Below are 15487 nucleotides of genomic sequence, written 5' to 3'. Positions count from 1 at the left end.
CGGATCAGGTCAATCCCGGGTCCGCTTTGCCGATTCCTGCGTTAGTTTTCGATGAGTCAAAGTTGTGCGTTCGGCTCTCCAAGACCGTTAGAGCATCCAGATCCTACCCATCTACCGCTGCTTCACCCGTTATCCCTTTATGACGCCGATCAGACAAGAAGATTTTATCCGAAGCATCGCCGATGCCTTGCAGTACATTTCCTATTATCATCCGCTGGACTTCATCCGGGCGCTCGATGCGGCTTACCGGAAGGAGCAAAACCCGGCCGCGAAGGACGCGATAGCGCAAATCCTGATCAATTCCAGGATGTGCGCGGAAGGCCGGCGGCCGATTTGCCAGGATACCGGCATCGTGACGGTATTTTTGAAAATCGGGATGCAGGTCCAATGGGATGCGATGCTCAGTGTCGCCGAGATGGTCAACGAAGGCGTCCGCCGTGCTTATCTGCACCCGGATAACATCCTGCGCGCCTCGGTGCTGCGCGACCCGGCCGGCAAACGGATCAATACGAAGGACAACACGCCGGCCGTGATTCACATGGAAGTCGTGCCGGGCGACAAAGTCGAGGTAAACGTCGCGGCGAAAGGCGGCGGTTCCGAAGCGAAGGCCAAGTTCGCGATGCTGAATCCGTCCGACAGCATCGCCGACTGGGTGCTGAAAACGGTTCCGGCGATGGGAGCGGGCTGGTGCCCGCCGGGTATTCTCGGTATCGGCATCGGCGGCACGGCCGAAAAAGCGATGCTTCTGGCTAAACAAGCCTGCATGGAATCGATCGACATCCAGGAACTGATCGCGCGCGGTCCTTGCAATGCGCTGGAAGAACTGCGGCTCGACCTGTATCAAAAAGTCAACGCACTGGGAATCGGCGCGCAGGGCTTGGGCGGACTGACCACCGTGCTCGACGTCAAAATTCTCGATTATCCGACGCATGCGGCGAACCTGCCGGTCGCGATCATCCCGAATTGTGCCGCAACCCGGCACGCGCATTTCGTGCTGGACGGCACCGGACCGGCTGAATTGATTCCACCTCGCCTGGACGACTGGCCGGAAATCAGCCGGGAAGGACAGGGGGCGAAGCGCGTCAATCTCGACACGGTTACACGCGAGGAAGCCGCCGCCTGGCAGCCCGGCGAGACATTATTGATCAGCGGAACCCTGCTGACCGGCCGCGATGCGGCGCATAAGCGTCTGACCGATCTGATCCGGCGCGGCGAGCTGCTGCCGGCCGGCGTCGATTTCAAGGACAAATTCATTTATTACGTCGGCCCCGTCGATCCGGTGCGCGATGAAGTGGTGGGTCCCGCCGGCCCCACGACCGCCACGCGGATGGACAAATTCACCGAAACGATGCTGGCCCATACCGGCCTGCTCGGGATGATCGGCAAGGCCGAGCGTGGTTCCGAGGCGGCCGCAGCCATCAAGCGGCATCGGGCGGTCTATCTGATGGCGGTCGGCGGCGCGGCCTACTTGGTCTCGAAGGCGATCCGAAAATCCCGCATGATTGCGTTCGAAGATCTGGGCATGGAAGCGATCCATGAGTTCGTCGTCGAAGACATGCCGGTCACCGTCGCGGTCGACAGCCGGGGTGTTTCGGTGCACGAGGCCGCGCCGCTTGTCTGGCGGGAAAAGATTGCGCAAGCGGAGGCTTAAAGAATTTAGGGTGCGCAGTTCCCGTAACATCATTCTTCGCTTAAACCAAAGAATTCACACATCGCCCAAGAAGGATTGGCTCGATCATAAATTCCCCCTCCGAGCGCTTATCGTGATACCCCCTTTGCCGGCTTGGGCTATCCCCCAAAGAGTGATGTGTCAATATCTGGACACAAAGTTAAGCAGTTTTTAGCTGCAGTTCGTAATCTACGGGCGACATATAACCGTTGGCGGAATGGAGCCGCTCGCGATTGTAAAAGACCTCAATATACTCAAATATCGCCTGTTTAGCCTCAGCTCGGGTTTGATAGGTCTGCTGATGCGCCCGTTCGGTTTTCAAGGTATGGAAGAAGCTTTCCGAAACACTATTATCCCAACAGTTGCCTTTACGGCTCATGCTCTGGCGGATGCCATGCTGTTTTAACAGCGCCCGGTGGCTTTCCGACGCATACGGGCTGCCGCGATCGCTGTGCCACAACAGACCTTTATCCGGCTTTGCGCTTCCAGAGAGCCATCAATAGCGCGTCGTTGACCCGCTGAGTGCGCCTATGCTCGGCCATCGACCAACCGAACACCTGCCGAGAGCATAAATCAATGACCACCGCCAGGTACAGCCAGCCTTCCTGCGTGGCGATAGAGGTGATGTCGCCGGCATAAACCCGGTTGGGCTGCATGACCTTGAATTGACGGTCCAATACATTGTCCGCTACCGGTAGATCATGCTGGGAATGCGTGGTCGCTTTGAATTTCCGTTTCGTTTTACACGTTAAGTCCGCCTGTCGCATCAAGCGGCCGATCCGGCGCCGGCTGACGGTTTGCTTCCGCTGAAACAACGCCACTTTAAGGCGGCGCGTCCCATAAGTCGCCCGACTCTTGGCAAAAGCGGTTTTAATCGGTTCGGTCAATTCAGCATCCTCTTTTTCACCGGCGTTTTCAGGGCGTTGCAGCCAAGCATAGTAAGCGCTCCGGGACACCCTCATAAACCGGCACATCGTCTCCACCGCAAACGCGCTGCTATGCTGTTGGATCCAGGCGTACTTCACCGTTGTTTCCTGGCAAAGTACGCGGCCGCCTTTTTTAATAAATCACGCTCCTCGGTCAGGCCGGGGTTCAATGGGGTAGCGACTTCAAGCTGTCGCCATAGCGAAGCAAGGTTGCCACCTGACGTCGGGCAACGATGAAGAGGTTGCCCGACCTACCCGGCTTTCATTAAAATATCCAAGATTCTTGGTCCAATCATAAACCACAGCCGCGTAGGTCGGGCACGCGCTTTTTGTGCCCGACATTTTCCATGCCTTGAAAGATGACAGGGTTTCAGATCCGCGCAACATTCCGAAGCAGGATCGCCACATGATCGTCGAGCAACGATAAAACGATTGCCTGACCTACAGAGCTCGTTCGGCATCGTCATTGTTCCGAATGGCGGAACCCGGCAAAGCCGGTTCCGCCTTACGGGTTACGGGTTTTATCCAAACTTTCCTCACAGAATAGCTCAAATAAATCAAAGAATTTATCCAAAGCATCTTCTTCATCATTACAAAAGAAAAGTATAATTTTATCCCAACCCTGAGATGTTTCTATATAATACTTACTAGAAAAAACAATTGGAATTTATTCCATAAATCTTCGTCACCATTAATACCATTGACAAGCAAGGCATAGTAATAGCCATCCAAAAAACTTTTCAGTTTTCCAATAGAACGCCCGCTTAAATATAAACCTGGACGTAGTTTTATATTAGTCAATAGGTCGAAAATATTCATATAGTTAAAATTTTGTTTCCGTAACATTGAAAGAACTAAAATCGCCGTATATTGATTGAAGCTGAGATTCCCATTCAGTCCGCGTAGCTCCGATTAGCGTTAGCGTAATCGGAGGCATTTTACTTTCAAGTCGGGCGATTACACTTCGTTAATCGTCCCTACGGCCCTTCGGGGGCCGTTGCGGTAGCCGGTCCAGTCCGCGTAGGAGGCATTTTGCCTTCGAATCAGGCGATATACCGTTAATCGCCCCTACGGCCCTCGTCAATGCTCGGCGGTAACAGCGCCGTTTGGGTGCGATTGTGGCCAACCTTGTAATTTCGACCTGCCATTTTTATTCTTTATCAATGAGTTAATTGAGTATAGTTTACTAAAAATGGGCGCCGAATTCTTTCACAGTCTCGTTAGCGTAATCGGAGTCATTTTACCTTCAAGTCGGGCGATTACACTTCGTTAATCGCCCCTACGGCCCTAGTCGGACGGCATCAGCTACGCGTCCGAATACGCTCCGCTATTCGGACCTACGCGAGCTACATCCTCTTAAGCAATTAGCAAAATCCTTACGGAATTGTTTAACATCAAAATTAGGAAATTTTTCGTGATTACTTTCTAAGACCTCGGTCGATTCGAATAGAAGCTCTGCTAGGTAATTTTGTGCATCATCTAGAGTCATTTGAGAGAATCGTTCAAAATCCGGTTTAACATCATAGGACGCCGCATTTTTTATATTTACTCGTTTATTTGTGAAGATGTCTTTATATGACGACTCTTTTTCATATTTAAAGGAGCGAATCGGGTGAAACTTTTCAGTCCCAGGTCCAGTAAGAATGAGGCCTATAGCTAAATCTTGTAGATCTTTACCATAGTCTCTCTTATAAAAATATATTTTTAACTCTGTATAAAGTTTTTCCATTATTGGTAAAAATCTTTCTACAGTTTCATTGCTTTCAATCGCTAATCCTACATTCATTTTTTATTACCTAAAGATCTTGTTTCCAGGAGGTAATGTACCGTTATCTATTACATAACTGTATATCTTCAATTTTTCTTGAATTAACGCCTGGACTTGCCCTCCTTGAAATTCAGTCACGTACCGTAATCCAGCTTGAGCTAACTCCTTTTGTGAATATCTACTTTCTGGATTGGATGTTTGTCCGTATTTCCAAACATCGCCAGCATTTAAATATACCGTTCCACCTCTGACATTGGGGTAATCACCGGAATAAGTCGCTCTTAGAGAATACTGTTCAGTATCTGGCCCTGATGGTCGCTGTGAAATTCTTTCAATCTCATCAGACATTTTATTTATTAATCCCCAAGCACCTATTCCAACAGCTGCGACACCGACGGCCACTTCTCCAATAGGCGTTGGTTTACCTTCAAGTTGGGCGATTACACTTCGTTAATCGCTCCTACGGCCCTGTTGCCCGACATTTCCAATGCCTTGAAAGGTGACAGGTTTCAGGCCCGCGCAACATTCCGAAGCATGATCACCACATGATCGTCGGGCAACGATAAAGCGGTTACCCGACCTACACGGCTATAATTTCTCCTTCTCCAATCTTTCTGCTTTCCCAAAGATCGAATTTTGTTCCCTTTTTAATATGAGAAAAAATACCATCTGGTGATAAGAAAGCAATCTGAATTTCTTCCACTATTTCACCAGGATAAATTTCTCTTCCATATTGTTGGACTAGAAGACGGCAGTCATACCCATGCTCTGCCAATTCAGGAATATTTTTAAAAAAAACCGGACAACTAAAATCTCTAAGATGAACAATGGGCAAACTTCTTCCCCCTTGAGCGGTAGATAACAATGACAATCTTACTATAGCAGTTTTCATCTTTAAGCCTATCGAACAGATGAATAATTTAAAATTTCTGGCTTCAGCCCTAAAAGGAATTCATTAGGTACTTGATATGCTTTAATTCCCTTCTCAATCGTTGCAGAAATACCGGGAGTCTCAAGAATACTTTTGGGTACCTGAGTTTTAACAATTGTGTAGGGAGCATTACCAAAGGCATTTACCGCCTCCCGTGCATAAGTAGACGCTTGTTTGCCAGATATTGTAAAATATTTTCCTTCTAATCCATATAAACTCTTAAATGCGCCAGTTTTCTGAATATCTATTAGTCGCGTAGGTCGGGCACGCGCTTTTTGTGCCCGACATTTCCAATGTCTTGAAAGGTGACAGGGTTTCAGACCCGCGCCACATCCCGAAGCAGGATCGCCACATGATCGTCGGGCAACGATAAAGCGGTTGCCCGACCTACACAACTATTCGGACCTACGCGGCTTTTATGCTATTCCGGTCGCAGCCAAATAGTCAAAATCATCGGTTTATTGATTGACTTTGAACAGAGTATCTACACGGCTACGGCCCTTGGAAACAAAAGCCCTCTTAGCATAAGTTGGATAGCATCTGATCCCTCGCTAGCTGTAGAAAATAAGGTATTTCCAACTTGAATACGCAACAAACCATTCGGTATTTCTCTCGACTTTAGCCAACTTTGCTTTAGAAGATCGTTTTTATTGGCACCAGTTAAGCTCCAGAAATCATCTCCTAACCACATTACAGCCCCAATTGCCTCAAGGTAACCCATACAAAATCGTCGGTGTCCCGGATTATTTGAGGTATCAATAATTTGTTTCTCAAGGGGAGGAGGCAATCCATTTGATCTTTTTGGCAAATGTTCCCACGGGCGACCATGAGATATGTATTGAAGAGAATCTTCGGCATTCTGCCAATAGTCATAATCGGCATCAACTAACCAAGCTTGAACAACTTTTACTTGTTCACTGATAGAAGTAATCCAATCATCCCAAAACATATTTTTTCCATTTTCGGCACTAATACTCAATATATCAACCTGATACCGTAACACCGAAGCCAAGTGTATTTCAAAGCCATTCCCATTTAATAGAAAAGTATGGCGTGATTTTTTTTTAAGGATAGAAGCAACTTCTTCTAAATGAACCTCATCTCCATAGAGTGTATAACTAGAAGCAGATATGTCTCGCTTTTTAAAAAAATCTAATATTAAGTTCAATATCAGATCGGCATTTAACATACCTAGTCTACTTATTACATATATTTTTTCAACCATTAAGGAAACTCTTTAATCATTACTGAAACACCTTGGGACTGTCCATATCCAATTAAAGACTGAGCGGCATTAGATCCTCCTGGTTGAACTCGTAAATCCAAAATCATATTAGCAGGAACACCATCTACTGTTGCTCCTCTGGCCGCTAAATCGTCTATATGAGACTGCATATTTCCCAGCCAACTGAAACCATTAGTATTCACTGTCTTCAAACTAACCAAATTATTTTCAAGTTGAAAGTCAACCAAAGGAAATTTACCGTTGTTCAATTGACCAATTCTAAACCAATCTTTGTATTCTGTACTAGCGAGCGAGTTTTCAATTGCTTGTCCACGAGCCAGTGGTTTTAATCCCCAAACACCACCAACCGGCATCTCCCCGGAAGCCAGATTCTCCAATTCAAAAGATGATAATGTTACCGCTGTGGCAACCGGATAAGTCGTAGCAAGCCCTAAACCCGTGCCGAGTGCAGAACCGAGGGCAAAGGATTGCAACGCGGGCCTGCTGGCGATAGCACTGCCAAATGCACTCGCCGTCGCTCCGAACTCGTTGCTGAAGTTGCCGGCCAGTAGCTTCATATCGGCCGCAATCAACCCGCTGGGATCGTTCCGGTTAAGCGGATTATTGCCGACGTAGGCATAGCGGTTCAAGCCATCCCGATAGCCCACCGGATCGGTCTGCAGGAAGCGGCCGAGGGCGGGCGAGTAGAACCGGGCCTTGTAGTAATACAGGTTCAGCGGCCCCAGCAACTGCTGACCGGTGTAGCGGAAGCGTAGGCCAGCGGTGGTGTTCGGCTCGCCGTAGCCTGGTAGGTCGGGCACGCGCTTTTTGTGCCCGACATTTCCCATGCCTTGAAAGGTGACAGGGTTTCAGACCCGTGCAATATTCCGAAGCAGGATCGTCGGGCAACGATAAAGCAGTTGCCCGACCTACATGGCTGGGTGATACGGTTGCCGCCGTCGGCCGCGGGCACCCCGCGTAGATCCGATTAGCGTTAGCGTAATCGGAGGCATTTTACCTTCAAGTCGGGCGATTACACTTCGTTAATCACCCCTACGGCTCTGGTCGAGTCGGTGACATGCGTCCGAATACGCTCCGCTATTCGGACCTACGCGGGCTAGGCCGACAGATAAAATAAAGTTTGGCGCATCGCATCAAAGGTGCAGGATTCGTTCGGCATCGTGATTGTTCCGAATGGCGGAACCCGGCAAAGCCGGTTCCGCCTTACGGGTTACGGGTTACGGGTTACGGGTTGATCTCATCAAGACAACGCTGAATTCCTTCAATCGCCTCAGCAACAAAGCGTTGGCCTTGTTCATCAACTTCTGTATGGCCTAGATCAAGCGCCATAGCATAAACCTCTTCCAAGGTAACAACGAACTCGTGAACTCGTTGCTTCCACTCTAGCGGAATTGCTTCCATAGCATTCAACAAGAAATCCACGTCACCAATGACGCCTGCAAGGCTCAACTCACCATGCTGAAACGCGGCGAGTTGAAGCTTCATCTTCCGTAGCTGGCGAGCATCATACTCGGAAATCATTTGACCCCCGGAATGGCTGTGACTACTCGCCCAGTCTCAGAATTAACTATGACGCGGATATTATTGACGGTATCCAGATACTGCGTAGAACCAGAGTACTTTCTGGTGCTGGCAACGCCGTTTTGAATAGCATTTTCAACTACCGATGGCATAAAACCGCGATTCTGCATCTGATCAAGAGCATGAGCGCTGTAGTCACGCCCGCTAATAGTAGTAGGGTCATTGCGGACTTGCTGGTACGGTGCGTTTTGAAGCCTGGTAGGTCGGGCACGCGCTTTTTGTGCCCGACATTCCCATGCCTTGAAAGGTGACAGGGTTTCAGACCCGTGCAATATTCCGAAGCAGGATCGTCGGGCAACGATAAAGCAGTTGCCCGACCTACACGGCTACGCGGGCTAGGCCGACAGATAAAATAAAGTTTGGCGCATCGCATCAAAGGTGCAGGATTCGTTCGGCATCGTGATTGTTCCGAATGGCGGAACCCGGCAAAGCCGGTTCCGCCTTACGGGTTACGGGTTAATTGAGGGTGTAAGACCGTAAGGCGTAATTTGTAGGGCGTCAATAGGCGAAACCGTATTGCGCCGTATGTTGAGTTTAACCCTTCGGCGCAATACCCGGGGGTTATTGCGCTTTACGGTCTTAATCCTCAGATAAAAGTCCTCCTCTAATTGCACGGTTTCGTAACTCAATTATCCATTCATTTTCTAAATTAACTAAACAGTCTTTTAATGGCCATCCGGGGGCTGTTTCTATTAAGTGAACGAGAGATGAAGCAAACCCAAAGCATCCATCAACACCAAATAATTTAACTAATATACGAGCCTCGTCATTAGTAATAGGTCTTGTTATAGACCTATAAAGTACTTCATATTTTTTAAGAATTTCTACACTGGCTTCATCTTCTGAGGGTAATGGTCCCAGTTCATTTAAGGCATATATTTCTTGTCTTATGCTATCCATAATTATTGTTTATTTATAAGTTCAGGAAAATTTTGGCGATAATATTGAATGACATTCTGCAATCCTTCGTTGTAAGCACTGCCCACAATACTACGAACATCACGTATATCTTTAGCTAACACATCCCGAAATGATAAGCCGCGTAGGTCGGGCACGCGCTTTTTGTGCCCGACATTTCCAATGCCTTGGTTGCCCGACCTACACGGCTCGTTCGGCATCGTGATTGTTCCGAATGGCGGAACCCGGCAAAGCCGGTTCCGCCTTACGGGTTACGGGTTACGGGTTACGGGTTACCAATAAACCCATTGAGGATAAGCATCATTCTCCGCGTAGAACACTAGAAGCTCCCGTACTTGCTCTAGAGTCGGATTTCGATTTCCGAAGACCTCCAAAACTTCTTTTGCAACACTTACTTCTAGAAAATACTCTAATCCCTCATTAATTAGAACATCTGGTACACGAAGATTTTCATCAAGCATTCCAATATAGGCATCAGTATCAAGCGTCCATGGTCTACGTGCGAATATAACCTCTTCATCTCGTAGTTGAGTTATTTGATCGATTGCATCTCGAAGTTTCATTACTTACCTCTTTCTAGTATTCGGATCCCCAAATCTTGAATCCTCCGATTTGACCAGGGTGGAATAACGATTGCCAAGGTCCACCCTGATGCTGAGCTCTGGGAACTAACTGCATTACGCCTGGCTGATCAGGAACATGGTGCCAACTCCAATTAGCAGGACTTCTGTCAAGTCGGCCAATACTGATCCCAAGATCATCGATCGATTTTGCAAATACAGAGTCTTCTTTAATAGCGGCTAGCAAGGCTTCATTTGCTTGGGTAAAGTGCGAAGCCCTCGTACCTACATTTTGTTTAGCTATGGTTGTTTCAAAAGCAACTGAGTAAGCAAATGCATTGTCCGCCTTATTAGCAAACTTCCCAATAGTCGCTCCCCATCCTGCGAAAGGAATGGCGGCACCATAGGAGAACCCGGCATTGACGTAGTCCCCCCGAGCGGCATAGAGGGTTCCATTGAGCAAATCAACCGGCTCGCCTAATCCAGGCACCAAGCCCACGACATCCAAACCGCTCTGGAAGGTATCCATGCTTCCCCCCAGCTTGCCCGACAGCATCGCCATATCGGCCGCCAGCAACCCGCTGGGATCGTTCCGGTTAAAGGGATTATTGCCCACATAGGCATAGCGGTTCAAGCCGTCTTGATAGCCCACCGGATCGGTCTGCAGGAAGCGGCCGAGGGCGGGCGAGTAGAACCGGGCCTTGTAGTAATACAGGTTCAGCGGCCCCAGCAACTGCTGACCGGTGTAGCGGAAGCGTAGGCCAGCGGTGGTGTTCGGCTCGCCGTAGGGGCCGTAGTTATAGAGCGCGGTGCCGGTCCCAGCGCTATTGGCGCTGGCGACAATGCTGCCCTGGTGGTCGCTATACAACCAGCTTTTGTTGGCGGTGCCGCTGCCTTCGTAGCCGACCAGCGGCTGGTCGACGCCGGGGCCGTGCACGTAGCGGCGCAGCAAGGTGCCGGCGCTGTCGTATTCGGCCACCAGGTCGACGCCGTCGTAGGCCAGGTTCGTGACGGCGCCGGCCAGGGTGGTCTGCCGCAGGCGTCCGGCCCCATCGTAGGCCAAGCTGTGGCTGGAACCGGCTTGGCTGGCGGCGGTCAGCTGGTTGTCGAGGTTGTAGGCGTAGGTCCAGACGCCGTCGCCGGTCAGGTTGCCGTTGGCGTCGTAGCTCAGGGTCGCGCCCTGGGCGGTGGCGTATTGGTTCAGGCCGTTGGCGGTGTAGCTGCGGGTGCCGTTGCTATAGCCGGTCCAGGCGTAGCTGTCGTTGCTCCAGCTTTGGGTTTTGATGTCTTGGATTTGGTTGCGGGTGTAGCTCCAGGTGGTGTCCTGGGCGGTGCCGGCCAGGTTGTGGGCCAGGCTGGCCAGGCCGCTTTGGGCGTCGTAGCCGTAAGTGGTGGTGGTGCCGTTGCCCAGGGTGACGGTGGTGCGCCGCGACAGGTCATCGTAGGCGTAGCCGGCCAGGCTGACGCTGCCGTTCTCCAGCAAGGCGGTGGGCCGGTTGAGGGCGTCGTAGGTGGTCGTCACGTAGAAGGCGGCGGCTTCCGGCCAGGTCAGGCGGGTGCGGTTGCCGGCCGGGTCGTACTGGTAGCTCAGGGTTTTGCCGCCGGCGGTGGTGCTGGTCAGCCGGCCGGCGTTGTCGTAGCTGTAGCTGATCGCGTAGCCGGATTGGTTGGCGGCGGTCTGGCGGCCTACCAGGTCGTAGCTGAAGCTGATGTTGTCGGCGGTAGTCGGATAGGTCCGGCTGACGAGGCGGTTGAGGTTGTCGTAGGCCAGGGTAAGACTTTGGCCGTTGCGCTGGCGCAGGCTGACGATATTGCCGTTGGCGTCGTAGGCGGCCTGTTCGTAGTCGCTGGCCGAGGAGACGCCGGCGGTGGTTTTGTCCGGATAGAAGGTTTTCAGTTGGCGGTCGTGGCCGTCGTATTGGTAGGTGGTGAGGTTGTTTTTGGCGTCTTTGACGGTCAGCGGCAGGCCGTTGTCGCTGTAGGTGTAGGTCGCCTCGCTCTGCGCCAGGCCGGTGCCCACCGCTTTGTTGACGCGCTGGACGCTGTCGTCGGCGTTGTAGACGGTCTGGGTGATACGGTTGCCGCCGTCAGCGGCCGGCAGATTTTCGGTCCGGGTACTGAGCCGGTCCAGGTCGTCGTAGGCGTAGTCGGTGACGCTGACCGGGGCGGCGGCCGCGGGGCAGGCGGTGCCGGCCCCCGTCGTCCCGGGCCCCCAGGCTTTGAGCACTTTGCCGCTCGGGGTGTAGGTGTTACAGGTGACCAACCATTGCGTGCCGAGCTGCGCGGCGGTGCGGATCAGCCGGCCGTCGGCGTCGTAGGCCTGCTTGGTGAGTTTGCCCAGGGCATTAGTGATCTGGGTCGGCCGCCGTTCGTTGTCGTAGGCGGTGGTGACGGTGTCGGTCACGTCGGTGCGGGGGCCGTTGACCTGGGTCAGGTTGCCGACCGCATTATAGGTGTAGGTGGTGGTCAGGTTGAGTTTGCCGGTGCCGGCGTCGACGACGACGGTTTGCGGCACGTATTTGTTGGCGGCGTTGTAGGCGGTGGTCCGGGTGGTGCTGGTGGCGGCGGTGATTTTTTCGGTGACCGCGGTGGGCAGGTAGAAGGTGGGAAAGCCGCTCGGGGTATAGCCGGTGTAGGCATAGGTGGTCACCGGGGACACGCCGCCGGCATCGGCCGGCCGGGTCACGGTTGCCGGCAGGCCTTGGGCGGTGTAGGTGGTGTTGGTCACCTGGCCTTTGGGATCGGTGACGCTGGCCAGGCGGTTGAAGGCACTCTCGTAGGTGTAGCCGGTCACAAGGTTGGCCAATCCGGAGCCGCTCTTGGCAAGGCGGGTTTCGGTCTTGACGTGGTGGGTGCAACGTTTTTGTGCCGCACAGGGGGCATCGTCGTAGGTGTAGACGATGGCGTTGCCTTCCGGCAGCACCGATTGGATCAGCCGTTCCTGGCCGTCATAGGTGTGGGTCGTCACTTTGCCCAGCGGGTTGATGGACCGGAGTTCTTTGCCGAAACCGTCATAGTAGGAAATCTTACGGCCGCCCGCCGGGTCGACTTCTTCCGACCGGCTGCCGGCAAAGTAGTAGGCGTAGACGGCGCCGTGGCTATATTCCTGTTACATTACTCACCCAAACTAGATAGTGTCGTCATAAGATAGCCGTCCACAGGGCGATACATCGGATTTGCACCGCGGCCAGGAACGAAGCGGTGTTCTTGGCATCGCGTGTGGCAATACTTCCCCAGCGCTTGAGGTGCAAGAACGCGTTTTCCACCCAATGCCGAAGTTTATACAGGTCTCGGTCGTAGTCGCGGGGTTTCTTGCGATTTCGACGCGGCGGAATGACCACCGTCATCTGATTCGCTTCGGCTTGGGCTACGATAGCCTCGCTATCGTAGCCTTTGTCCGCTAATCAGTGCCGAGCGTCCACGCCTTCGATCAAGGTTGAAGCTTGTGAACAATCCGCTGTGGTACCTGCTGTAATAAGGATTCTGACCGGCATACCCTGCGCATCCACAGCCAGAGGGTTCTTACTGTTGAGCCCCCTTGGGTGACCGCCATGTCCTGATTGCCGCCTTTCGCACCGGCGGCGTGTGGATGGACCTTGATGTGGCTGGTATTGATCATCAGCCATTCATAGTCGGGTTCGGTCACCCGTTGTTCCAGCAATCCTTCCCAGACGCCGTGGTCTCGCCAACGGCAAAATCGGCGATGGGTGTTTTTCCAATCGCCCTAGTCGGGTGGCAGCTTGCGCCACGGCGTGCCGGTGCGTAAAATCCAGAAGACCGCATTGATGAACATATCACGAGCCTTGCCACCCCAGGCCCCGGCACGGCCAGGCAGATGGGGCTCCAGCAGATTCCAAACCGGATCGGCAATGTCGTGGCGGCGGTGGGCAGGTCGGGATAGGGTTCTTTCATCTCATCAGCAACTATAATCTCTGCATTACACCTGACAAGGACTTATCTTGTGACGACAGTATCTAAACGGTTTGCAACGAATTTATGATGAGAGTTCGCGTAAGTCGGAATACGACGGTGTTTCGCCGGATGATGACTGCTATCATGCTCCGATGGCGTTTTATCGGGTCCCCTGTGTCCCAGTAAAGTCATCGCTTTCTAATCTTGTTGGGAGGCCGAATATCATGACGAAATGGTTGAAAATGACGCCGATCCTGGGGTTGCTTAGCGGTTGCGCCGCAATACCGGCCCTTCCTGCATTATCCGGACTGGTTCCTGCGCCTGGCGGTACTCCGCTTTTAACGACGACTACAGTCCGTTTATCCAGACAGAATTACAAAATTGTAAAAGCCAATGCGATTGGCAGTAGTGTCGGTTTTAGTTTCCTGGGCCTCTTTACTTTTATATCCCCTCACTACGATGAGGCGATGACCAAACTTTACCATAATGCGGCGGTTACCGAAGGTAAACCCCAGGCCATCGTGAATGTGGTATATGAAAATAGCTCTTCCTATTTCATTTTGTTCGCTCTGCCCAGGATTACCGTGCGCGCAGACCTCATCGAATTTACAGGCGACCGGGATAATCCGCCGGCAGACTGAGGCGGCGGCCGGTCGGGATATCCGCTTTTTACGTCAAGTTGATTTCCGGTATAATCATCACCATTTTTTAACCAATAAAATTAAGGCGCTATGTCGGAAATCAAAAAAGTGGTATTGGCTTATTCCGGGGGCTTGGACACCTCCGTGATTCTCAAGTGGCTGCAGGAAGTTTACAACTGCGAGGTCGTCACCTTCACGGCCGATTTGGGGCAGGGCGAGGAGGTCGAGCCCGCGCGCGCGAAGGCGCAGTCTTTGGGTATCAAGGAAATTTACATCGATGATTTGCGGGAAGAGTTCGCCCGCGATTTCGTATTCCCGATGTTCCGCGCCAATGCGGTTTACGAAGGCGAATACCTGCTAGGGACTTCGATCGCGCGGCCGTTGATCGCGAAGCGGCTGATCGAAATCGCGAACGAAACCGGCGCGGATGCGATTTCGCACGGCGCGACCGGCAAAGGCAACGACCAAGTGCGTTTTGAGCTGGGGGCCTATGCGTTGCGTCCCGGTATTCACATCATCGCGCCGTGGCGCGAATGGGAGCTGACTTCGCGCCAAACCCTGCTCGACTATGCCGAAAAGCACGGTATTCCGGTCGAAATGAAAAAAGGCAAGGCGTCACCTTATTCGATGGATGCCAACCTACTGCACATTTCTTACGAAGGCCGTGTTCTGGAGGATCCGTGGTCGGAACCCGAAGAAGATATGTGGCGCTGGACCGTCTCCCCGGAAGCCGCACCTGACCAACCGACCTATATCGAGCTGACCTATCAGCAGGGCGATATCGTGGCGATCGACGACGTGCCGCATTCGCCGGCGCAAGTGATGGAAAAGCTGAACAAGATTGCGGGCGAGAACGGCATCGGCCGCCTGGATATCGTCGAAAACCGCTATGTCGGGATGAAGTCGAGAGGCTGCTACGAAACGCCGGCCGGCACCGTAATGCTGAAGGCGCACCGGGCGATCGAATCGTTGACGCTGGACCGGGAAGTGGCGCATCTGAAGGACGAATTGATGCCGCGTTATGCCTCGCTGATCTACAACGGCTACTGGTGGAGCCCGGAGCGCCGGATGCTGCAAACGATGATCGACGCTTCGCAGGTCAACGTCAACGGCAAGGTCAGGGTCAAGCTGTATAAAGGCAATGTGATCGTGGTCGGCCGCCGCTCCGATTCGGATAGCTTGTTCGACGAAAGCATCGCGACTTTCGAAGACGACGGCGGTGCTTACAATCAAAAGGATGCCGAAGGCTTCATCAAGCTGAATGCGCTCAGAATGCGGATTGCGGCGGCAAAACATTCGCGCTGATTCGTAAAAATAAAATGCGGCAATGACCGA

At 52.3% G+C, this 15487-nt stretch carries 12 protein-coding genes and 2 pseudogenes; 3 read left to right on the top strand and 11 right to left on the bottom strand.

Annotation, left to right across the window (positions count from 1 at the left end; all coding sequences use genetic code 11):
- Positions 1 to 139: 139 nt before the first annotated feature.
- Entirely contained in the window at positions 140 to 1651 is a 1512-nt protein-coding gene (locus CC94_RS0119620) for a fumarate hydratase (protein WP_031431890.1), read from the top strand.
- A 178-nt stretch (positions 1652 to 1829) separates the two neighbouring features.
- Here CC94_RS0119620 and CC94_RS25585 read toward each other — a convergent pair.
- The 11 genes and pseudogenes from CC94_RS25585 to CC94_RS23360 form a co-directional block, all read right to left on the bottom strand.
- Positions 1830 to 2753, bottom strand: a pseudogene (locus tag CC94_RS25585) (IS3 family transposase); the annotation flags it as partial.
- Between the two features lie 1169 nt (positions 2754 to 3922).
- Positions 3923 to 4381, bottom strand: coding sequence for a hypothetical protein (locus CC94_RS0119610; protein WP_031431889.1), 459 nt, complete (start codon positions 4379 to 4381; stop codon positions 3923 to 3925).
- 6 nt (positions 4382 to 4387) lie between these two features.
- Positions 4388 to 4765, bottom strand: coding sequence for a hypothetical protein (locus tag CC94_RS23970; protein ID WP_157203499.1), 378 nt, complete (start codon positions 4763 to 4765; stop codon positions 4388 to 4390).
- A gap of 178 nt (positions 4766 to 4943) precedes the next feature.
- Positions 4944 to 5255: a hypothetical protein gene (locus CC94_RS23965; protein WP_157203498.1), complete on the bottom strand. Its 312-nt coding sequence runs from the start codon at positions 5253 to 5255 to the stop codon at positions 4944 to 4946.
- Between the two features lie 523 nt (positions 5256 to 5778).
- A complete protein-coding gene (locus CC94_RS23370; RefSeq protein WP_084675399.1) occupies positions 5779 to 6519 on the bottom strand; it encodes a hypothetical protein in 741 nt (246 codons plus the stop codon).
- Positions 6519 to 7340 (bottom strand): RHS repeat-associated core domain-containing protein, encoded by an 822-nt coding sequence (locus CC94_RS23960; protein ID WP_215731692.1) that lies wholly within the window; start codon positions 7338 to 7340, stop codon positions 6519 to 6521. The genes CC94_RS23370 and CC94_RS23960 overlap by 1 nt, the downstream gene beginning before the upstream one ends.
- Before the next feature lie 424 nt (positions 7341 to 7764).
- Complete coding sequence (locus CC94_RS0119595; RefSeq protein WP_031431886.1) at positions 7765 to 8061, bottom strand: hypothetical protein; 297 nt, start codon at positions 8059 to 8061, stop codon at positions 7765 to 7767.
- Between the two features lie 639 nt (positions 8062 to 8700).
- A complete protein-coding gene (locus CC94_RS23950) occupies positions 8701 to 9021 on the bottom strand; it encodes a hypothetical protein (protein ID WP_157203496.1) in 321 nt (106 codons plus the stop codon).
- Between the two features lie 290 nt (positions 9022 to 9311).
- Entirely contained in the window at positions 9312 to 9602 is a 291-nt protein-coding gene (locus CC94_RS0119590) for a DUF7716 domain-containing protein (RefSeq protein WP_031431885.1), read from the bottom strand.
- A gap of 13 nt (positions 9603 to 9615) precedes the next feature.
- Positions 9616 to 12567: an RHS repeat-associated core domain-containing protein gene (locus CC94_RS0119585; RefSeq protein ID WP_051911555.1), complete on the bottom strand. Its 2952-nt coding sequence runs from the start codon at positions 12565 to 12567 to the stop codon at positions 9616 to 9618.
- A 172-nt stretch (positions 12568 to 12739) separates the two neighbouring features.
- A pseudogene (locus CC94_RS23360) lies at positions 12740 to 13470 on the bottom strand (IS5 family transposase).
- A gap of 265 nt (positions 13471 to 13735) precedes the next feature.
- On the opposite strand from CC94_RS23360, the gene CC94_RS0119570 reads away from it, so the two are divergent.
- Positions 13736 to 14152 carry a DUF6567 family protein gene (locus CC94_RS0119570; protein WP_005372592.1) on the top strand — a complete coding sequence of 139 codons (417 nt, stop codon included), beginning with the start codon at positions 13736 to 13738 and terminating at the stop codon, positions 14150 to 14152.
- A 90-nt stretch (positions 14153 to 14242) separates the two neighbouring features.
- Positions 14243 to 15457 carry an argininosuccinate synthase gene (locus CC94_RS0119565; protein ID WP_031431883.1) on the top strand — a complete coding sequence of 405 codons (1215 nt, stop codon included), beginning with the start codon at positions 14243 to 14245 and terminating at the stop codon, positions 15455 to 15457.
- Positions 15458 to 15487 lie beyond the last annotated feature (30 nt).

This window comes from Methylomicrobium agile (genome assembly GCF_000733855.1).
In the GTDB taxonomy this organism is placed as follows: Bacteria; Pseudomonadota; Gammaproteobacteria; order Methylococcales; family Methylomonadaceae; genus Methylomicrobium; species Methylomicrobium agile.
This window is presented reverse-complemented; position numbering and strand designations above follow the sequence as displayed.

Excerpts from the sequence above, each read along its gene's own strand:
- CC94_RS0119570 (WP_005372592.1), top strand. The coding sequence starts at position 13,736 with ATGACGAAATGGTTGAAAATGACGCCGATCCTGGGGTTGCTTAGCGGT.
- CC94_RS23950 (WP_157203496.1), bottom strand. The coding sequence starts at position 9,021 with ATGGATAGCATAAGACAAGAAATATATGCCTTAAATGAACTGGGACCA.
- CC94_RS0119565 (WP_031431883.1), top strand. The coding sequence starts at position 14,243 with ATGTCGGAAATCAAAAAAGTGGTATTGGCTTATTCCGGGGGCTTGGAC.
- CC94_RS23965 (WP_157203498.1), bottom strand. The coding sequence starts at position 5,255 with ATGAAAACTGCTATAGTAAGATTGTCATTGTTATCTACCGCTCAAGGG.
- CC94_RS0119595 (WP_031431886.1), bottom strand. The coding sequence starts at position 8,061 with ATGATTTCCGAGTATGATGCTCGCCAGCTACGGAAGATGAAGCTTCAA.
- CC94_RS23370 (WP_084675399.1), bottom strand. The coding sequence starts at position 6,519 with ATGGTTGAAAAAATATATGTAATAAGTAGACTAGGTATGTTAAATGCC.
- CC94_RS0119620 (WP_031431890.1), top strand. The coding sequence starts at position 140 with ATGACGCCGATCAGACAAGAAGATTTTATCCGAAGCATCGCCGATGCC.
- CC94_RS0119610 (WP_031431889.1), bottom strand. The coding sequence starts at position 4,381 with ATGAATGTAGGATTAGCGATTGAAAGCAATGAAACTGTAGAAAGATTT.
- CC94_RS0119590 (WP_031431885.1), bottom strand. The coding sequence starts at position 9,602 with ATGAAACTTCGAGATGCAATCGATCAAATAACTCAACTACGAGATGAA.